This is a genomic window from Devosia geojensis (genome assembly GCF_000969415.1).
Taxonomy (GTDB): domain Bacteria; phylum Pseudomonadota; class Alphaproteobacteria; order Rhizobiales; family Devosiaceae; genus Devosia; species Devosia geojensis.
This window is the reverse complement of record NZ_JZEX01000108.1, coordinates 49,868-69,852: the sequence shown is the minus strand read 5'-3', so window position 1 is coordinate 69,852 and position 19,985 is coordinate 49,868. Positions and strand designations below refer to the sequence as shown.

General features: G+C 65.5%; 19 protein-coding genes. 12 read left to right on the top strand and 7 right to left on the bottom strand.

Translation table 11 applies throughout. From position 1 onward, the window contains the following. The first annotated feature begins 179 nt into the window (after positions 1–179). From VE25_RS11135 to msuE, 5 genes are all read left to right on the top strand, one after another. Entirely contained in the window at positions 180–1,208 is a 1,029-nt protein-coding gene (locus VE25_RS11135; protein WP_046108689.1) for an ABC transporter substrate-binding protein, read from the top strand. A 32-nt stretch (positions 1,209–1,240) separates the two neighbouring features. Further along, positions 1,241–2,119, top strand: coding sequence for an ABC transporter permease (locus VE25_RS11130; protein ID WP_046108688.1), 879 nt, complete (start codon positions 1,241–1,243; stop codon positions 2,117–2,119). Further along, entirely contained in the window at positions 2,095–2,832 is a 738-nt protein-coding gene (locus VE25_RS11125; RefSeq protein ID WP_046108687.1) for an ABC transporter ATP-binding protein, read from the top strand. The genes VE25_RS11130 and VE25_RS11125 overlap by 25 nt, the downstream gene beginning before the upstream one ends. A gap of 63 nt (positions 2,833–2,895) precedes the next feature. Further along, positions 2,896–4,260: an LLM class flavin-dependent oxidoreductase gene (locus VE25_RS11120; protein ID WP_046108686.1), complete on the top strand. Its 1,365-nt coding sequence runs from the start codon at positions 2,896–2,898 to the stop codon at positions 4,258–4,260. Between the two features lie 29 nt (positions 4,261–4,289). Beyond that, complete coding sequence (gene msuE / locus VE25_RS11115) at positions 4,290–4,919, top strand: FMN reductase (RefSeq protein ID WP_244466905.1); 630 nt, start codon at positions 4,290–4,292, stop codon at positions 4,917–4,919. On the opposite strand, the gene VE25_RS11110 is transcribed toward msuE, so the two are convergent. The 7 genes from VE25_RS11110 to VE25_RS11080 form a co-directional block, all read right to left on the bottom strand. After that, positions 4,920–6,266, bottom strand: a complete 1,347-nt coding sequence (locus VE25_RS11110; protein ID WP_046108685.1) for an MFS transporter — start codon at positions 6,264–6,266, stop codon at positions 4,920–4,922. 86 nt (positions 6,267–6,352) lie between these two features. Then, positions 6,353–7,435: an ABC transporter ATP-binding protein gene (locus VE25_RS11105; RefSeq protein ID WP_046108684.1), complete on the bottom strand. Its 1,083-nt coding sequence runs from the start codon at positions 7,433–7,435 to the stop codon at positions 6,353–6,355. A 15-nt stretch (positions 7,436–7,450) separates the two neighbouring features. After that, positions 7,451–8,437: a glycoside hydrolase family protein gene (locus tag VE25_RS11100; protein WP_046108683.1), complete on the bottom strand. Its 987-nt coding sequence runs from the start codon at positions 8,435–8,437 to the stop codon at positions 7,451–7,453. A 23-nt stretch (positions 8,438–8,460) separates the two neighbouring features. Then, positions 8,461–9,336 carry a carbohydrate ABC transporter permease gene (locus tag VE25_RS11095; RefSeq protein WP_046108682.1) on the bottom strand — a complete coding sequence of 292 codons (876 nt, stop codon included), beginning with the start codon at positions 9,334–9,336 and terminating at the stop codon, positions 8,461–8,463. Next, positions 9,336–10,421, bottom strand: coding sequence for a carbohydrate ABC transporter permease (locus VE25_RS11090; protein WP_046108681.1), 1,086 nt, complete (start codon positions 10,419–10,421; stop codon positions 9,336–9,338). Before VE25_RS11090 ends, VE25_RS11095 begins: the two co-directional genes overlap by 1 nt. A gap of 75 nt (positions 10,422–10,496) precedes the next feature. Then, positions 10,497–11,753: an ABC transporter substrate-binding protein gene (locus VE25_RS11085; protein WP_046108680.1), complete on the bottom strand. Its 1,257-nt coding sequence runs from the start codon at positions 11,751–11,753 to the stop codon at positions 10,497–10,499. Continuing rightward, positions 11,750–12,835 carry a LacI family DNA-binding transcriptional regulator gene (locus VE25_RS11080; protein WP_046108679.1) on the bottom strand — a complete coding sequence of 362 codons (1,086 nt, stop codon included), beginning with the start codon at positions 12,833–12,835 and terminating at the stop codon, positions 11,750–11,752. Before VE25_RS11080 ends, VE25_RS11085 begins: the two co-directional genes overlap by 4 nt. A gap of 387 nt (positions 12,836–13,222) precedes the next feature. Between VE25_RS11080 and VE25_RS11075 the strand changes: the two genes are divergently transcribed. The 7 genes from VE25_RS11075 to VE25_RS11045 all read left to right on the top strand — a co-directional run bounded on the left by VE25_RS11075 (position 13,223) and on the right by VE25_RS11045 (position 19,704). Next, on the top strand, positions 13,223–14,710 hold the full coding sequence (locus VE25_RS11075) for an ABC transporter substrate-binding protein (RefSeq protein ID WP_046108678.1): 1,488 nt from the start codon (positions 13,223–13,225) through the stop codon (positions 14,708–14,710). 68 nt (positions 14,711–14,778) lie between these two features. Next, positions 14,779–15,768, top strand: coding sequence for an ABC transporter permease (locus VE25_RS11070; protein WP_046108761.1), 990 nt, complete (start codon positions 14,779–14,781; stop codon positions 15,766–15,768). Further along, positions 15,765–16,613, top strand: coding sequence for an ABC transporter permease (locus VE25_RS11065; RefSeq protein WP_046108677.1), 849 nt, complete (start codon positions 15,765–15,767; stop codon positions 16,611–16,613). Before VE25_RS11070 ends, VE25_RS11065 begins: the two co-directional genes overlap by 4 nt. Beyond that, positions 16,610–17,419: an ATP-binding cassette domain-containing protein gene (locus tag VE25_RS11060; protein WP_046108676.1), complete on the top strand. Its 810-nt coding sequence runs from the start codon at positions 16,610–16,612 to the stop codon at positions 17,417–17,419. The genes VE25_RS11065 and VE25_RS11060 overlap by 4 nt, the downstream gene beginning before the upstream one ends. Further along, the gene (locus tag VE25_RS11055) at positions 17,416–18,177 is read left to right on the top strand and encodes an ABC transporter ATP-binding protein (RefSeq protein WP_046108675.1); all 762 of its coding nucleotides are present in this window, start codon (positions 17,416–17,418) and stop codon (positions 18,175–18,177) included. The genes VE25_RS11060 and VE25_RS11055 overlap by 4 nt, the downstream gene beginning before the upstream one ends. Continuing rightward, positions 18,174–18,956, top strand: coding sequence for a DUF1684 domain-containing protein (locus tag VE25_RS11050; protein WP_046108674.1), 783 nt, complete (start codon positions 18,174–18,176; stop codon positions 18,954–18,956). Before VE25_RS11055 ends, VE25_RS11050 begins: the two co-directional genes overlap by 4 nt. A gap of 319 nt (positions 18,957–19,275) precedes the next feature. Beyond that, a complete protein-coding gene (locus VE25_RS11045; RefSeq protein WP_046108673.1) occupies positions 19,276–19,704 on the top strand; it encodes a c-type cytochrome in 429 nt (142 codons plus the stop codon). Positions 19,705–19,985: the final 281 nt, after the last annotated feature.

The window sequence follows — 19,985 nt, the reverse complement described above, 5'->3', positions numbered from 1 at the left end:
GTGCGCATTGCTTTCACGTGCCCGTGATGGCTTCTTTCTAATCGGATCGCGAGGAGCGAAAGCTTCTTTCTCACCGCGTGGCCTCTTGTTGGACACTTAATTCTACTAAATCTATAGAATTTAACAGCACCCAATTCTATCCTTCTCATCCTCGCTGCCATTCGGGATTGGAAGGGAACATGACTTTGAAGTTCACGCGGATCGGCCCCCTCGCCGCGCTCGCTTTCGCCGCTGCATTGGGCTTGGACGCAGCCCACGCGAACGACCCGGCGCCGCTGCTTTCGGAGATACCGCCCGGCACCAAGCTCGTCATCGGCGATCCCCAGACACAAAAAGCCCTGGAGGTTTCCGGGCTCATCGACGAACTCACCTTCGAGGTGGAATGGGTCAACATCAGCGGCGGGCCGCAGACCTCCGAGGCATTCCGCGCGAGGGCGCTGGATGTCGGATCAGTGGCGGAAATCCCATCGATCTTCGCCAACTGGAACAACCTGCCTGTGCGCAACATCGCCTACCGCGAGCGGCGCGACCCGATCGCGCACCCGATCTATCAGTTCGGCATTGCGCCGGGCGTCGAGGTCAAGACCCTCGAGGATTTCCGCGGCAAGCGCATCGCCTTCAGCCCAGGCCAGGCGCAGGGTGCGCTGGTGCTGCGCGCATTGCAGGCGGCGGGGCTGAGCAAAAGCGACGTGACCCTTGTCGAGCTGCCTTCGACCGGCGACGTCTATCCGGTGGCGCTCGCCAGCAAGCAGGTCGACATCGCGCCGATCGGCGGCGTCAACATCCGGCGCTATCTGGCTCAATACGGCCGGGACGGCGCCACTACCATCTCGCACGGCCTGCGGGACGATCCGGGCCATCTCTATTCCCCGCAATGGGTGCTGGACGATCCGGCCAAGGCCGCCGCTCTCGCCCAATATGTGGGGCTCTGGGCCCGGGCCACCCGCTGGGTCAACGAGAACCCGCAGGTCTGGATCGACGAGTACTACGTCAAGGACCAGGGCCTGACGCGGGACGACGGCGAATACATCGTCGAGCAGACCGGCGAGCAGGTCGTACCGACCACCTGGGACGAGGTTGTCGCCCGCCATCAGCAGACCATCGACCTCCTCGCCGAAGAGCTCGGCTACCAGCCCTACAGCGCCGAGCAGATCTTCGATCGCCGTTTCGAACCGATCGCGGGGGCGGCGTTCGCTGCCGCCCGGTGAGTTCCCAGAACCCCTGACCCAGGAGATTTGCGATGACCTATGTGAGCGCCGGCGAACGTCGGCCGGTTCTAGCCGTCGAGCGCGAAACCGCCCCGGCGGGCCGATTTTCGACCGGCGCGGGACGACCCCGCACACGGCGCCGGCTCGGCCCCGGCCCCGCCATTCCCTTCGGCCTGCAGATCGGCCCTGCCCTACTCGTCGTCATCTGGACGCTGGGATCGGCCTTCGGCCTGATCGACCCGCGCATCCTGCCCGCGCCGTGGACGGTCATCGCGACCTTCGGCACGCTGATCGCCGACGGGCGGCTGCAGAGCAACTTCCTTACCTCGTCGGTCCGGGCCATCCTCGGCCTCAGCACCGGCATCGTCATCGGCACCGCGCTTGCGGTCATCGCGGGACTCTCCCGGGTCGGCGAAGCGCTGATCGACGGGCCGATCCAGATCAAGCGCGCGGTGCCGACCCTGGCGCTCATCCCGCTGCTCATCCTCTGGCTCGGCATCGGCGAGACGATGAAGGTCACCATCATCACCCTCGCCGTGATCGTACCGATCTACATCCACACGCATAACGCGCTGCGCAGCATCGACAACCGCTATGTCGAGCTCGCCGAAACCGTGCGCATGAGCAGCCGCGACTTCCTGAGGGAGGTAGTACTGCCGGGCGCCCTGCCGGGGTTCCTCCTCGGGCTGCGGTTCGCCGTGACCCTTTGCTGGGTCTCGCTCGTCGTCGTCGAGCAGATCAACGCCACCAGTGGCCTCGGCTACATGATCGAGCTCGCACGCACCTACGGGCAGACCGAGATCATCCTCGTCGGCCTCGTGGTTTACGCCATCCTCGGCCTCGCCTCCGACGGCCTTGTCCGTCTCATCGAAAGGAAGCTCCTCTCATGGCGCCGAACCCTGGCAAGCTGAACGCCGTCGAGGTGCGTGGCCTCACGCGCCGCTTCGGCAGCACGACCATCCTCGATGGCGTCGACCTCGACATCGCGCAGGGTGAGTTCGTCGCCCTGCTCGGCAAGAGCGGATCGGGCAAGAGCACGTTCCTGCGCGCCCTCGCCGAGCTCGACCACGACGTCCAGGGGACGGGCACCATCGCGACGCCCGAAAAGCTCTCCGTCGTCTTCCAGGACGCGCGACTCCTGCCCTGGCGCAACGTCATCCAGAACGTGACGCTCGGACTCTCGGGAGCCGCCGGGCAGGAGGCGGGCCGCAGGGCGCTCGCCGAAGTCGGCCTAGCCGGCCGCGAGGACGCCTGGCCGATCCAGCTCTCGGGCGGCGAGCAGCAGCGTGTGGCGCTTGCCCGCTCGCTGGTGCGCGATCCCGCGCTCCTCCTAGCCGACGAGCCGTTCGGGGCGCTCGATGCGCTGACTCGGCTCAAGATGCACGACCTCCTGCGCGAGCTCTGCGCGCGGCACAAGCCGGCCGTGCTGCTCGTCACCCATGACGTCGACGAGGCCATCTCGCTTGCCGACCGCATTCTCGTGCTCGATCGGGGCCGGTTCATCGAGGACCTCAAGATCGAGCTGCCCGCCCCACGCGACCATGCGGACCCACGCTTCGCTCAGGTCCGCACGCATCTCCTCAACCGACTTGGCGTCGAAGTTCCCGGCCGCAGGGCCGCCTGACCAACGGAACCATCCACCTGCGCCGCGCCTCGGCGTGACGCAAATTCATCCCGGAGACTCACTATGACTTCAAGCAAACGGCAGATGCGGCTCGGCGCCTTCATCATGGCGACCGGGCATCACGTGGCGGCCTGGCGGCACCCCGCCTCCCAATCCGATGCCGGGCTCAACATCGACCACTACCGCGAGCTGGCGCAGACCGCGGAGCGGGGCAAGTTCGACCTTGTCTTCGTCGCCGACAGTCCGGCCGGCTGGGAGCGGGCCAAGGATCCGGAAGCGCTGCGCCGGTCGAGCCGGGGGGCGCATTTCGAGCCGGTGACGCTCTGGGCGGCGCTCTCGCAAGTGACGAGCCATATCGGGTTCGTCGCCACCGCCTCGACGACCTACGAGGACCCATACCTGCTCGCCCGCAAGTTCGCTTCCCTCGACTACATCAGCAAGGGCCGGGCGGCCTGGAACGTGGTGACGACGGGCGCGGACGTCTCGAAGAACTTCACCATTCCCGGCCATCCGGCCCATGCGGATCGCTACGAGCGGGCCGAGGAGTTCGTCGATCTCGTCAAAGGCCTCTGGGATTCCTACGAGGACGACGCCTTCATCCGCGATAAGGAAAACGGCATCTACCTCGATCCGGACAAGGTCCACCAGATCAACCACCGGGGGAAATTCTTCACCGTGAGCGGGCCGCTCAATGTCGGCCGGCCGATCCAGGGCTATCCGGTAATCGTGCAGGCGGGCGCCTCCGAACCGGGGCGCGAGCTCGCGGCGCGCACCACCGAGATGATCTTCACCGCCAACCAGACGCTGGAAGACGCCCAGGAGTTCTATTCCGACGTCAAGGGTCGGCTCGCCCGTTACGGGCGGCGGCCCGAGGAGCTGCTGATCAGCCCCGGCATCTTCCCGGTGCTCGGCGGCACCGAGAAAGAGGCGCAGGAGAACTACGACTATATCCAGTCGCTCATTCATCCATCGATCGCATGGACCATCCTGCAGCGGCACTACAAAGGCGTCGACCTTTCCGGCTATTCGCTCGACGACCGGGCGCCGCCGCTGCCCGAGAACACCGAGCTCAACAAGAGCCGGCTGAAGCTCGTGACCGACCTCGTCGAGCGCAACAATCTCACGCTGCGCCAGTTCTATCTCGCCGTCGCAGGAGCCCGCGGCCACCGCACGGTCGTCGGCACGCCCGAGCAGATCGCCGATGCCATGCAGGAATGGTTCGACAACGGCGCGGCCGACGCCTTCAACATCATGCCACCCATCCTGCCGACGGGTCTGACCGATTTCGTCGACCAGGTCGTGCCGATCCTTCGCCGTCGCGGACTTTTCCGCAAGGACTACGAGGGCACGACACTGCGCGAGAACCTCGGTCTCGCCCGCCCCGCCAACAGCTTCGCCCTCGCCCGGGCGACCCGCACGGCAGTTTGATCCCCATCCCCCTTTCGCGGAGCAATACCATGACCGCTCTCACTCTTCCTCGCGTGCCCCATGTCGTTCTTCTGTCGGGCAACACCCATCGGCCCTCGAAATCGCGCGGCCTTGCCGAATTCCTCGGCGACAAGCTGGCCGAGCGCACGGCCATCCGCCTCACCCAGCTCGACCTGATCGACGCCGGGACAGGACTGGGCTCGGCCTATTTCCGCTCGCAGCTCAACCAAGAAGCGCGGGGCGTGCTGGAGACGATCGAGGAAGCCGATGCGCTTATCGTCGCGACGCCGGTCTACAAGGGCTCTTATCCCGGCCTCTTCAAGCACCTGATCGACCTCGTCGAGATCGACGCGCTCATCAACAAGCCGGTGCTCGTCGGCGCGACGGGCGGCGGACACAGGCATGCGCTCGTCGTCGAGCACCAGCTGCGGCCGCTCTTCGGTTTCTTTTCCGCACTCGTCAGTCCGACGACGATCTACGCCTCCGACGCCGAATTCACCGAAGGCGTACCCGCCCATCCGCAGCTTCTTGAACGCATCGCGCAGGCCGTGACGCAGTTCGCCGGCCTCATCGAGGCGCGGGCAGACGCGTCTGCGGAGGTTGAAGGATCGGTTGCAAGATCCGCGACGCTTCCGCTGGTGACAACCCTTCGCGCCTGACTATGCCGGGCTCGGCTCCGGCATGCCGCCGGGCTCGTCGTCGTCCGGCCCGTTCGCATAAGCGGCGGACAGCTCACGGTAGTAGCGCGAGTTGAATGCGATGATCGTCACCAGCACGCCGATAAAGCCGGCGAGCGTGAAGACCAGGGCGATGCCGCGTTCCGGCCCCGTGCCGAACCAGCCGCCGATGGCGTCGGCGCCAGCACCATCGGTCATGAACGGGATGAAGATGAACTGGGTCAGCGGCCCTATGAGGAAGGCGGTCAGCGGCGAGGCCGCCTGCTCGACGGACTGAGCAAAGCCGAAGACGCGGCCCTGCCGCTCGAGCGGCACGACCTTCTGCAGCGTCGTGTGCTCGGCGGCTTCCGCATAGGGGCCGAGCAGCATCCAGATGAAACAGCCGGCCGCCAGCAGCCAGATGGAGGACTGGATGGTGAAGACGCAGCAGACCGACCAGGTGATGAGGTTGACCAGCAGCAGGGTCCGCAACGGGTTCTTGCCGAGGCCGGTCTTCGAAATGATGATGCCGCTGACGATGAAGGCCGTCGACAGCACGCCGAACAGCAGGCCCCAGACCTGGACCGAGACCAGCGAGAGCCCATAGGCGTCGAGCAGCGCCATGAAGATGCCGCCCAGGAAATTGTTGAACGTGGCAAAGAAGATGAGCGCGAAGAGCCCCGGCACGGCGGCAATCACCCGGATGGTGCCGGCTATGTCGACGCGTTTGGGCTCGGCAGGGGCATCCGGCGACACGGGCGCGCGGCCTTCGTCGATCCGGACGAAGGACAGGTGCACGAAGACGAGCAGCGTGCAGGCGAGCGCCAGCACGAGGGTCGCCAGCATGCCGCCCCAGGCGACCAGGAAGCCGCTGATGACCGACGTCGTCAGAAAGCCGATGCCGGTGACCATGCCGACGAGGCCGTTGGCCTTGTCCCGCCGGTCCTCGGGGATGAGGATCGTCACCAGCGTCGGCAGCGCGATGCTGCGGATGTTGCCGGCAATGACGCCGAGCATGACCAGCAGCACGAAGGCCCAGAGATAGGGCCCGTACGGATCGGTGAACGCGCCCTCCGGTTCCAGCAGGACCATCGCGAGCGAGAGCCCGTAGAAAACCAGCGAGACCGCGCTGGAGCCCAGCATCGCCACCTTCTTTGTGTTGTGGTCGACGATGCTGCCGAACCAGAAGCCGAAGCCGGCGGTGAACACCAGATAGACGCCGGCGATCATGCCGGTGGCGAACACCGAGTGCGTTTCGAGGTAGACCCAGAACGTTATCGCGAACCACACCGTGAAATTGGTGATGTTGGCGACCAGATTGTTGCCGAGAATCTGGTGGAATGGGGTCATCTGCGCACAGTTCGTTGCTGCCTGCCGGGCCAGCGAAGCTACTTCACGCCTCTGTGATCCTCAACCCATTCGATTGTCGAGCGCGATCAAATCACTGCCTCGTCCAGCGCCCTGCCCGAGGCATCGAAGAGGATGGCGTTCTGCGGCGCAAAGCCGAGGGATAGCGAACTGCCGCGCTCGATGGTGGTGTCGCCGTCGAGCGCGGCAATGAGGGCATTGCCGCCCGCAACCTCCAGATTGACGATTGTTTCATTGCCGAGGCGCTCCACCAGGGCAACGGTGCCGGTGAGGGCTTCACCGCCAAGCGTCAGGTGATGGGAGCGCAAGCCGAGCGTCAGGGTATCGCCGGGCTTGACCGCGCCGATCGCCGGGATGGCGACGGGATCGAGAGTCTGCGAACCCACGGTGATCATGCCGGAGGCTGTCTCCTTCACCTCGACCTCGATGAGGTTCATCTTGGGCGAGCCGATGAAGGTGGCGACGAAGAGGTTGGCCGGACGGTGGTAGAGTTCCATCGGCGTGCCGACCTGCTGGACGATGCCGCCGTTGAGCACCACGATCTTGTCGGCCAGCGTCATGGCCTCGACCTGATCGTGGGTGACGTAGATCATGGTAGCGCCGAGATCCTGGTGGAGCTTGGAGAGCTCCATGCGCATGTCCATGCGCAGCGCCGCGTCGAGGTTGGAAAGCGGTTCGTCGAAGAGGAACACTTCCGGATTGCGCACGATGGCGCGGCCGATGGCGACGCGCTGGCGCTGGCCGCCCGAGAGCTGGGCGGGCTTCCTGTCGAGCAGGTGCTCCATCTGCAGGATACGCGCGGCTTCGCGGATCTTGGCGTCGCGCTCGGCCTTGGGCGTCTTTGCCAGCGTCAGGCCGAATCCGACGTTCTCGTAGGCGGTCATATGCGGATAGAGCGCATAGGACTGGAAGACCATGGCGATGCGGCGGTCGCGCGGCTGCACCTCGTTGCAGAGCTTGTCGCCGATCCAGAGCTCGCCGTCGGTGATGTCCTCGAGGCCGGCGATCATGCGCAGGAGCGTCGACTTCCCGCAGCCCGAGGGGCCGACGAAGACGACGAACTCGCCGTGCTCGACCGTCAGGTCGACGCCCTTGATGACGTCGACTTTGCCGAAGCTCTTGTGGATATTCTTGAGAGCCAGACCCGCCATGGTCGTCAGCCTCCTTTAGATCTTGGCGCCGGGCGCGACGCGCTCGGGATGGAGGTGGAGGAGCCCGTTCTCGTCGACGCTGACGGGAATCGGGTCGCACACCTCGCCGACGAACTCGCCGTCCGCGTCGTCGTGGATGAAGCCGAGGTACTTGAGGCCGTCGGCCGTCTTCACGACCTTGCCGGCGTAGCGGTTGCCGGAATCGAAGAACGGACCGGGAGCGACTTCCCAGGGGCCAAGGGGATTGTCGGCGATGAGGTAGTGGCTGCCGCGCGTCGGCGTCTGCGGATTGAAGGCCTTGTAGGCGTTCGACCAGTGGCTGCCATCGGTGCAGAAGAGGCAATACCAGCGTCCGTCGACCTCGAAGACTTGGGGTACCTCCATCTGGCCGAACATGCCGCCGCGGTAGACCGGAGGCTGGAGCGTCCAGGTGTAAAGGTCTGGGGAGGTCGCGAAACCGACGGACCCGCCCGCGTTAGGCTCGGCGATGCCGGGCACGCGGGCGACCATGTACATGAGCCAGCCGTCGCCATTGGGGTTCTTCATCACCCACGGATCGCGGAAGGCGCGGTCGTGCCAGTGGCCGGGGGTGAACTCCTCGTAGTCAGGGCCGGAGATATCGAGGGCGAGCCCGTCGCCGACGCGCTGCCAGTTGTGCATGTCGGTGGAGGTTGCGTGCCCGATGCGCTGCTTCATGCCGTCCTCGGCATGGGGCGTGCCGGTGTAGAAAAGGTGCCAGAGGCCGTCATCATCCTTGAGGACCGAGCCGGTCCAGGTGGTCCAGTCATCCCAGGCAGGCCCTTCGGACGGCTTGAAGCCGGTGCCGAGATGGGTCCAGTCGCTCAGGTCCTTGCTGACCGCATGGCCCTGGGTGACGTTGCGGTGGCGCAGGTCCGGATCGATGAGGGACTTGTCCGCTTGGAGGAAATAGATGTGCCAGTCGTCGCCGTCCTGGGCGAGCCAGAAATCCCAGATCCACTTGTCTTTGAGCGCGAGTACCAATTCGTAGTCCTACAGTTGGAGAGTTAGCCCTTGATCCCGGTCGAGGCGATGCTGGCGATGAAGGCGCGCTGCAGGGCCAGGTAAAAGACGAGGACCGGAAGGGTGATGAGCGAGAGGTAGGCCATGACCTCCCCCCAGGCGACGTTGAGCTGGAAGAAGTATTGCAGCCCGACCATGACCGGGCGGAACGCCTCGGACTGGGTGACCATGAGCGGCCAGAGATACTGGTTGTACATGGCCAGGAACTTGAGGATCGCGGCGGTGGCGATGACCGGGCCGGAAATCGGCACGATGACGCGTGCATAGACCTGGAACCAGGTGGCGCCGTCGATACGCGCAGCTTCGACAAGGTCCTTGGGCAGATCCTTGAAGTACTGGACGAAGAGGAAGATCGTCAGCGCATCCGCGATCCAGGGGACGATCTGCACGTGGTAGGTATTGAGCCAGCCGGTCGTCAGTCCGTTGGGGCCGATCCACGGCAGGTTGTTGACCACCAGCAGCAGCGGAATGGCGATGGTCTCGAAGGGAACGATGAGCGTCGCGATGACCGCGGCGAGCACCACGTCCCTGCCCTTCCAGTTGAGGAAGACGAATGAGAACGCCGCCATCGAGCAGAGGAAGAGCGAAACGGCGACGGTGATGCTGGTCACCAGGATCGAGTTGAAGACGAAGAGCGCCACCGGCGCGCGCCGGAAGGCAGCGAAGTAGTTGTCGAGCGAGATATCGCCGACCGGGAGGAACGCGTTGAACGAGGTCGTATCGCGCAGCAGCTGCAGGTCGGGTTTGAGCGACGACATCACCATGAAGACGATGGGAAAGACGAAGACCAGGGCGACCGCGACCAGCAGCGCGTAGCGCAGGGCGGTCGACAATCGGGACCGACGGGTGGTGAGGGCCATCAGTTGCGCTCCCGGGTTAGCCAGCGTTGAAGAAGCGAGATCGTCAGCACAATGAGGAACAGCAGCACCGAGATCGCCGAGCCGCTGGCGATGTCCTGCTGGACATAGCCGCGCTGCACCGCCTGGAAGACGATGGACTGGGTCGAATCCACGGGACCGCCCTTGGTCATCACGTCGATCTGCGAGAAGAGCGAGAAGGCCTGCATGGTGATGACGATGAGGATGAGCACGGCGGTATTGCGCAGCCCCGGCCAGGTGACGTAGCGGAACTTCTGCCAGCCGGTCGCGCCCTCGATGTCCGCGGCCTCGTAGAGGGATTCCGGAATGGTCTGCAGGCCCGAGAGCCAGATGACCATGTGGAAGCCGACGCCCTGCCAGACGGACATGGCGAGGATCGACCAGAGCGCCGTGGCTGGATTGCCTAGCCAGTCGACGGGCTGGAAATTACCCAGGGTCAGGAAGCCCAGCAGCGTGTTCAAAAGGCCGCTCTGGCCGGCATAGATGAAGCGCCAGAGGAGCGATACGACGACGATCGAGACGACCACCGGCATGAAGTAGATCGTGCGGAAGACGTTTATGCCGCGCAGCTTCTGGTTGATGAGCAAGGCCAGGAGCAGCGCGAGCCCGGCTTGCACGGGCGCGACCACCGCGACGAAGGCCAGGGTGTTGAGGACGGCCTTGATGAAGACGACGTCCCGCGCCAGGAACACGAGACGGTTCTCGCCCCACGACATTGCCGCAAGTTCGCGCATGCCGCTCAATTGCAGATAGTCGGGATTGTTGCGCGTGTAGTCGCGCACGCGCGGGTATTCCGGCTCGCCTCGCGCATCGCGGACGATCGCGCCGGCGTCGTCCCGCTCGGGCTCCAGCATCAGCGTGCCGACGCCGAGAAGCTGCTCGAAATTGCTGAGCCCCACAAACTGGGTCGGATTGGGCGAGACCAGCCGTTGGTTGGTGAAGGAAAGGACGAAGGCAAGGAGGAACGGCACCACCAGGAACAGCGTGATCAGCCCTACCGCGGGCGTGGCCATCAGCCAGCCGGCAAGGGTGTGCTTCTGCAACTTCGACGTGGATTTTGCGGACATGGGATTCCTCGGCGTGCCGGAAAAAGCGACCCCACCCACGGGAGCGGGATCGCCAGGTTCGGGAGGAGAAGGAGGCTAGAAGCCGTAGTTGTTGTTGCGCGCGATATCGGCGTCGATGGCGTCGGTCGCCGCATCGAGCGCGTCGGCCGGATCGGCGCCGTTGGCGATGTCGGCCAGCGCCTTGCGGAAGAGCGGCGACATGACGATGTAGCCGGGCGTCACCGGACGCAGCTCACCCTGCTGGGCCGAAAGCTCATAGAAGACCTCGAGCTGGCCGCCGGGCTTGTAGTTCTCGGTCAGCGCCGCGGCGGTCGAGGTCGCGGGGATCAGGCCCGTCGCGTTGGAGAATGCGGCCAGGTACTTGTCCTGGATCGCGAACTCGATGAACGCCGTCGCGCCATCGGGATGATCGCTGTTGGCCGAGACGCCGAACTGCCAGGAGGCGGCGCCGATCTTGGGGCCGTTGCCGAAATCGGGCGCCGGCAGGAACAGCATGTCGTCGCCATACTTCTCGATGGCGGGAAGAGCGGTCCAGTTGCCGTTCCATTGCAGGGCATATCGCCCGTCGAGGAAGCCCGTTTCGCGCGCGGCCATGTCCTGCGAGGTGCCGGGGGCCAGGTCGTTCTGGAAGAGGCCCTGCCACCAGTCCCCGAACTCGAGAGCCGCGTCGCCGTTGAGCACGCCGTCGGCGCTGGTGTAGGTCTCACGATCGATCAGATCGCCGCCGAAGCTCTGGAGGAACGGGCTGAACGCGTACGGATACCACTCGCTCTGGTCGGCCATGCCGAGGTCGAGCGGATAGTCGAAATCGCCGGTCGCTTTGAGGGTGTCGAGGGCGGCGTTGAACTCGTCGCCCGTCCAGGGCTCGTCGAGGGTCGGCACGCGGATGCCGTTCTCCTCCAGCACCGAGCGGCGCGCGAAGATGGCGACGGCCGCGTCCCATAGACCGATGGAGTACAGCTCGCCCTGCCAGCGGCCGATGGCGCCGGGCAGGAAGTTGGCGATGGCGTCTTCCGAAAGCTGCAGCGGCTGCATGTAGCCGGACCAGGCCCAGTTCGGCATGTTGGGACCGTCGACATCGAGGATGTCGGGCAGATTGCCGGCGAGCGCGGCGGCGGTGACGGAATCGTTATAAGCTGCCTGCGGAAATTCCTGGAGCCTCACCACCCAGTCGGACTGCGAGGCATTGAAATCGTCGATGATGCCGACCAGCACCTCGCGCTCGGCGGGGTTGCCGGCGCCGTGATACCACATGCTCAGTTCCGTCTGGGCCATGACGCCCGTGCTGAGGGCCGTCGTCAGCCCCAGCGTGCCAAAGAATGCGAGCTTCATAAGTCTCTCCTCCGGGTTTTGAACGACGTGACGGTCTCTTTGAGATCCTTGACGGAATGCCGCCACGCCAGGGGGCCCGAGACGAGTTCCTTGAGGGGCTCGTTGGGCCGGGTGGTGCCGCCGATAAGGCGCATGAGCTTTTCGGCTCCGCGCATGCCCATGGCGGCATAGGGCAATTCGGCGCTGGTCAGCGCCGGATCGATGTGTTCGGTGATGATGCGATAGTCGTCGTAACCGGCGACCGAGATGTCTTCGCCGACCTTGAGGCCGCGGTCGCGCAGCAGCGCATAGACGCGCATGGCCATCTTGTCGTTGGCGCAGCAGATGACCGTAGGCTTCGGATCGAGGTTGAGGACACGATCGAGCGCGTCCCAGAGGTAGTCGAACTCGTGCGCAGGGTCGCTGATGGCGGCGGTGACCACGAGATCGTCGTCATAGGCGATGCCTGCCTCCCCCAACGCCCGCCGGTAGCCGGCAAGGCGCAGGCCCCGCGCCACCAGGCTTTCGGGCAAGGTGAGGAAGGCGATACGCCTGTGGCCACGGGCGACAAGGGCGCTGACCAGCGCGTGCTGGCCGCCTTCGTCGTCGGGCACGACAGAGGGCGTGCCGTGAGAATCGAAGCAGTTGACGAGGACGGCATGACGCCCGCCCAGAAGGCCGGCGAAGTCGACTTCCTGATGCCATTCGGCGACATAGATCAGGCCCTCGACCCGGTGTTCGAGCAGCGTCTTGATAAGGGTCGGCACACGGTCCCGGTGGCCGCCCGTATCGGAGATGAGCAGGGTCATGCCGTTCTCGGCAAGCACCCGCTGCACGCCCTGCACGAGGAAGATTTCCGGCAGGCCGATAGCCTCGGCGGCGCTTGGAGACGCACTGATGGCGCCGGTGATCATGCCGATGAGGCCTGATTTCTGCGAGCGCATGGAGCGCGCGGCGCTCGAAGGAATGTAGTTCAGCTCGGCCATGGCGGCATGGACCGCCTCCCGGGTCTTCTCGTTGACCGGAGCATCCCCGTTGAGGACACGGCTGACGGTCTTGGGCGAGACACCCGCTTTCTTTGCAACATCGTAGATGGTGGCCACTGAAACCTCCCTGGCGCGCCTGATGAAAACCGCTTCGAGCTTGCCCGATTGCGCCTCTTAGCGCTTCAGGCAAGTCGCAGTTTTCCCTCCTGCGCGATGTCGGTTCGGCGTTATGACACCGATGTCACGACACCGATGTCGTAGATGCACGAAGGGCCCGAGTCAATGGGTCGAGGGTCCCGCGTCGGCAGCCCCGCGCTGTTGCGCCACGGACTGAAATGCTAACATTCTGGGGATGAAAATCTTTTCCGCTGCGCGCGACATGCAGGGGCATGGCAAACGCAGGCAGACCGGTTCTATAGAGCCGAATCCCTAGTCGCCAACTAGAGTTAGATCGCCAGGCTCGCTATGCTTGAAGACCCCTAGCGTCAACGGAGTAGGCATTCCATGAGACCCACCAAAATCCTTCTGACCGCCGCGCTGCTGGCAAGCGTCGCCTTCGGGCCGGGCGCGCTGGCGCAAGACTACGATCCGGGTGCGACCATCCGCATCGGCTCGCTCTACGAACCGCAGAACCTCGACAACACCGCCGGCGCCGGCCAGGGCATCAACGAGGCGTTCAACGGCAATGTCTACGAGGGTCTCTTCACGCTGACCGATGCGGGCTCCGTCGAGCCGGTGCTGGTCGAGGACTACGCCGTCTCCGAGGACGGCCTCACTTATACGTTCACCCTGCGCGAGGGCGTAACCTTCCACTCGGGCGAACCGCTGACCTCCGCCGACGTCAAGTATTCCATCGAGCGGGTGACGGCCGAGGACTCGCGCAGCTCACGCAAGCGCAGCCTTTCGACCATCACCGGCATCGAAACGCCGGACGAGCGTACGGTCGTCATCACCCTCTCGGCCCGCTCGATCTCCCTGCCCTACAACCTCTCCTATGTGTGGATCGTCAACGATGCGGCCGGCGACATCACCAGTGCAGAGGACGGCACCGGGCCCTATACGCTCGATGAATGGCGGCGCGGCTCCGCTCTCGCCCTCACCCGCTTCGACGACTACTGGGGCGAGGCGCCGACCAACGGCGCCGTGCTCTTCCAATACTTCACCGACGCCACGGCGCTCAACAACGCGCTGCTGACCAACGCAGTCGACATCGTCACCTCGGTACAGAGCCCGGATTCGCTGGCCCAGTTCGCCGGCAACCCGCAGTTCACCGTCACCGAGGGCGCCTCGACCACCAAGGAGCTGCTCGCCTACAATGATCGGGTCGCCCCGTTCGACAACGTGCAGGTACGCAAGGCGCTCGCCCGTGCGACCGACAAGGCGCGGCTCTTGAATTCCATCTGGGGCGAGTACGGCACGCTGATCGGCTCGTTCGTGCCGCCCACCGATCCCTGGTACGTGGACCTCACCGGCGTCGATCCCTACGATCCGGAAAGCGCAAGGGAACTGCTGGCCGAGGCCGGGTATCCGGACGGGTTCGAGTTCACGCTCGACACGCCCGACTACGACCCGCATCCGATCGTCGCGCAGTTCCTGCAGAGCGAGTACGCCAAGATCGGCGTGACGGTGAACATCAACATCATCACCGCCAACGAGTGGTACACCAAGATCTACCAGGAGCATAATTTCGAGGCGACGCTGCAGGAGCACGTCAACCACCGCGATATCGTGTTCTACGGCAACCCGGACTTCTACTGGGGCTACAACAACCCCGAGGTCGTGCAGCTCATCGCCGACTCGGAGGCCGCCTCGAGCGAAGAGGAGCAGACCGAGAAACTCACCGAAGCCAACCGGATCATCGCCGAGGATGCGGCCAGCAACTGGCTCTACCTCTATCCGCAGATCGTGGTGTCGGCGGCCAACGTCACGGGTTATCCGGTCAACGGGCTCAACTCGCAGTTTTTCGCTTACGACATTCAGAAGTCGAACTAACGTCCTGCTGAGTCTATATGAACCACCGGCGCCGCAAGGGCCGGTGGTTTCGTTCGAACGTCGGCGCTATGATCCTGGGCGTCCTATCAGAGGCTACCGTCATTCTCGCCTACACTCTTCGCCGCACCGCAATCCTCCTCGTCTCGCTGCTGATCGCGGCGACCGTGCTGTTCGTGCTGCTGCGCCTCTTGCCGGGCGACCCGGCCAATGCCCTGCTCGGCGTCGGCGCGACGCAGGAGCAGATCGCGGCCGCCCGGGCGCAGGTCGGCTCGGACCAGCCGCTCTCGGTGCAGTTCGTCTCGTTCCTCGGCAATATCGCCAGGCTCGATCTCGGCACATCCTTCGTCAGCCGCGCACCGGTGCTCGCTGAAATCGGCAACCGCATGGCGGTGACGCTGCCGTTGACGCTCATCGGCTTCGCGCTCGCGTTGCTCTTTGCGATTCCGCTCGGCATCATCGCGGCGGTGCGGTCGGACCGCTGGTACGGGGCCGCCATCTCGGTCGTTTCCCAGTTGGGCATCGCCATCCCGGTGTTCTGGGTCGGCATCCTGCTCGTCTGGGTCTTCGCCATCAACCTGCGCTGGCTGCCGTCCGGAGGATTTCCCTTGCGCGGCTGGAGCAGCTGGCAGGAAGCTGCAACGGGCATGGTCCTGCCGGCGCTGACCATCGGGCTCGTCATGGGGGCCTCCCTGCTGCGCTATGTGCGCGCGGCGACGCTCGACGTGCTCGGCAGCGATTTCCTGCGCACCGCGCGCGCCCTGGGCTCGAGCTTTCCCGAGGCGCTCTTCCGTCACGGCATCCGCAACGGAGCGGTGCCGGTGGTCTCGATCCTCGGCATCGAGCTCGCCAGCACCTTTCTCGGCGCGGTGGTGATCGAGCGGGTGTTCAGCCTGCCGGGCCTCGGCTCGATGCTGCTGCTCGCCATCCAGCAGCGCGACTATCCGAATGTGCAGGGGGTGCTCTTCGTCTCGACGCTGCTGGTGCTGCTGATCGGCTTTGCGGCCGATATCGCACAGCGCCTCATCGATCCGCGACTGCGCGGGCGCGTGCAGCCATGACGGCCGCAGCCGAAACACAGGCCGTGGAGCGCCGGCAGCACTCCCTCACACTTTATGCGGGTGCGGTGCTCGTCGGCATCCATGTCGTCATCGCGCTGCTGACGCTCGTCTGGCTGCCCTACGATCCATCCGCCATGGCGGGCGGGCGGCTGGAACCGCCATCCTGGCTGCACTGGGTGGGCACCGACCGGCTGGGGCGCGATCTCTTCACGCAGCTGATGATCGGCAGCCGCATCGCGCTGATGGTTGGCGTCGGCGCTGTCGCCATCGGCGCCGTCATCGGCGTCACGCTCGGGCTCCTCGCAGCATTCGCGAGCCGGTGGTTGGACGATGCGCTGGCGGCAACGCTCGATATCCTCATCGCCTTCCCGACCCTCCTCATCGCCATGCTGGTGGTGGCGGCGAGCGACACGGCGAGCCTCTCGACGGCGATCGTCGCTCTCGGCATCGCGCTCTCGGCGATCGTGGCGCGGTTGACCCGCATCCTCGCCAAGCGCGTGCTGCTGATGGATTACATCACGGCTGCGCGCACCTCCGGCACGTCGTGGCTCGGCATCGTCTTGATCCACGTGCTGCCGAACATCTGGCCGACGTTGTCGGTCAATTTCGCCCTCCAATTCGGGCTGGCGGTGATCGCGGAGGCGTCGCTCTCCTATCTCGGCCTCGGTGCGCCGCCGCCCAACGCCTCCTGGGGACGGCTGCTGCAGGAGGCGCAGGGCACCGTTTACACCGCGCCGATCGGAGCCATCGCGCCGGGCGTCGCGCTGGTGTCGCTGGTCATCGGCATGAACCTTCTCGCCGACGGGCTGCGCGAAGCGATCGATCCGACGAGGCAGGCACGATGAGCGCGCTGCTCGATGTCCACCGGCTGACCATCCGCACGGGTACGACGACGCTGGTGCGCGATCTTTCCTTCCAGACCGCATCCGGCGAGCGAGTGGGCCTGATCGGAGAATCCGGTTCCGGCAAGTCGCTCACCGCGCTTGCAGCGACCGGCCTTCTGCCCGCGGGCCTCGTTGCGGAAGGCTCCGTGGAACTTGCCGGCCAGCAGGTCATCGGCACACCCGATAACCAGCTCGACCAGTTGCGCGGCACCGCTGCCGCCATCGTTTTCCAGGAACCGCTGACAGCGCTCGACCCGCTGAAGCGGGTCGGCCGGCAGGTCGCCGAACCGCTGTCGCGCCGGGCACGACGGGATGGCCGGCCCCTGTCCGGGACGGCTCTCGACGGGGCCGTGCTCGCACTGCTCGACGAGGTCGCACTGTCCGACCCGACCCGCATTGCCCGCGCCTATCCGCACGAACTGTCCGGTGGCCAGCGCCAGCGTATCGCCATTGCCATGGCGCTCGCCTGCCGGCCAGACCTGCTGATCGCGGACGAGCCGACGACCGCCCTCGACGTCACCACCCAGGCCGAGATCCTCAATCTCCTCGACCGGCTGGTGCGCGAGCGCAATATGGCGCTGCTGTTCATCAGCCACGACCTACCGGTCGTCGCCAATACGGTCGAGCGCGTGGTGGTGCTGCGCAAAGGCGAAGCCGTAGAGACCGGACCCGTCGCCACCGTGTTCGGAGCGCCGCAGCACGACTATACCCGCAGCCTGCTCGCCGCCGCGCGCAGCTTCGACGATGCGCTGGAGGGCCGGTCATGAGCCTCGTGCGCGTCGATGACGTCAGCTTCGGCTATGCGCGCGACCGGCGCATCCTCGATGCCGTCTCGCTCGACATCACGGCCGGCGACACGATCGGGCTGGTGGGCGAATCCGGCTCCGGCAAGACGACGCTGTTGCGTCTGCTGCTTGGCCTGCAACGCCCGGCGAGCGGCAGCATCAGCTTCGACGGGACGCCGCTCGATCCGGGCAATGCTGCCTTCATGCGCAGCTTCCGCCGGCAGGTGCAGGTGGTGTTCCAGGATCCCTACTCCTCGCTCGACCCGCGCCAGACGGTGTCTTCCATCGTCGCCGAGCCGCTGCGGTCTCTGCGCGTGCCCGGCGACCATACGCAGATGGTGGCGGACGCCCTCGCCTCGGTCGGGCTCGATCGCGACGCGGCCCGGCGCTATCCGCACCAGTTCTCGGGCGGACAACGCCAGCGTATCGCCATCGCCCGCGCCATCGTGCCCAGCCCGAAGCTGCTGCTCGCCGACGAGGCAGTGAGCGCCTTGGACCTCACCACCCGCACCCGCATCGTTGATCTGCTGCGGCGGCTGGGCGCGGGCATGAGCCTCGTCTTCGTCTCGCACGACATCGGCGTCGTCGCGGCCCTCTGCCGCCGCATCGTCATCCTCGAGAAGGGCCGGATCGTCGAGGCGGGCGAGACTGTGGCCGTTCTCGCCAACCCGCAACACCCTTATACGCAGCGGCTGCTCGCCAGCGTGCCGCGGCTCAAGAGCAAGGACACTTCGCCATGACCGACTACGCGCATTCTTACGAGGACTGGAAGGTCCGTCGCCTCGCGGCGTTGAAGGCGCCGGACGGCTGGCTCAACATCATCGCCCGCGTCTGGCTGTCGGAGGGCACGGTGACCGTCGGCAGCGCGGCGGACAACGACATCGCGCTCTCGGCCGGGCCTGAGCATGTCGGCAGCCTGATGCAGGATGCCTCGGGCGGCGTGACCTACACGCCGGCCAATGGTGGGCCGGCGCAGGTTCTCGCGCTCAACACGAAGAAGCCGCCGCGCTTCACCGCCGGCAACCTGCTGCTGGAGGTCACCACACTCAACGGCGAGAATGCGCTGCGCGTGCGCGATACCACCTCGGATGCGCCCAACCACCTGGCGCCGATCGAGTACTTCCCGCTCGATCCGAGCTGGCGGATCGTTGCCCGATGGGTGCCGCTGGACGCCCCTTTGGGCATCACAGTCGATACCAGCAAATCGATCCCGACGGAGGTCGAGGTGACGCACAAGGCGGTGTTCGAGCGCGACGGCCAGACCTATGAGCTCGTCGCCACGCACGGCACGCCGCAGGCGCCGCAGTTCGTCATCCGCGACCTCACCTCGCGCGATTCGACCTACCCCGCCTGCCGCTTCGTCTATGGCGAGGAGGTGACGCAGGACAGCATCGTCCTCGACTTCAACAAGGCGCTCAACCCGCCCTGCGCATTCACCGAGCACGCGGTCTGCCCACTGCCCCCGCCCGAGAACGTGCTGCCGATCCGCATCGAGGCGGGGGAGAAGCGGCTGAAGTAGTGCAAGGCTGCAAGTGGTGGCGGTCTACAAGAGCGGCTCTGCAAAGAGCGGCGTTCTGCGTTTGGTGCTCACCCTCAACCTCCCCACGCAATGCATCCGCGACATATTGCCTCATCTCGTATGAACGGGCCCCGGAGCACAGGTTCTGGGGCTATCGTTCTCTCGGTTTACCAAGTGACCGGCGCCCACGTAGCGCCGGTCATGGAGCCACAAGCGGCCCGCGGGGGAGACGGGTCGCCGGCTCTCGATTCTCGTTGCCGTGACGGTCTTGCGATGAGCCGTATCTCGCCTCTTCGCGCGTCGCACTGAGGAGGAGAGTATGCAAGCAGCAGCCTTGAGACGTGCGTTTTACGCCGCCAGCCTCGCGCTCGCGGTGCTGGTGCCGGCGTCCGCATCCGCTCAGGAACCCACGGGCGATCCGGCGGCCGGCGAAACCGTATTCCGCAAGTGCATGGCCTGCCATCGGGTCGGGCCCGATGCGCGCAACGCTGCCGGCCCCGAACTCAACGGCATCATCGGACGGCAGGCGGGCAGCCTTGCCGACTTCAACTATTCGCCGGCGATGAAGGACTCGGGCATCACCTGGGATGCCGAGTCGCTTTCGGCGTTCCTCGAAGCGCCGCGCCAGTTCGTCCAGGGCACCAGGATGGCCTTCGCAGGCCTGCCCGATGCGCAGGAGCGCGCCAATGTCGTCGCCTACCTTTCGCAGTTCGATGCGGAAGGCAATACCACCGCTCCGGCGCAATAAGCCGGCGCCGATACTGGCGCCGGGCAATTCTGCACGGCGCCAGCCATTCACATTGACAATCTTCCAAGTCGATGTGAGCATTCAACATTATCGGCCGCGACTCTCATCTGCCGCGGTTACTGTCGTGCCTAGCGTCTGTTCCGAGCATTCAGGTCACCGGGAGGGGTGATGCAAGGGGCGTGGCCATGCGAACGACCACATCATCGCCAGTCGAAGGCAGCCTAGGGCCGCTCCAAGAGCGGTTGCGGGCAATCGAGGCCCTCCCGGCCGCAAGGGAGGTC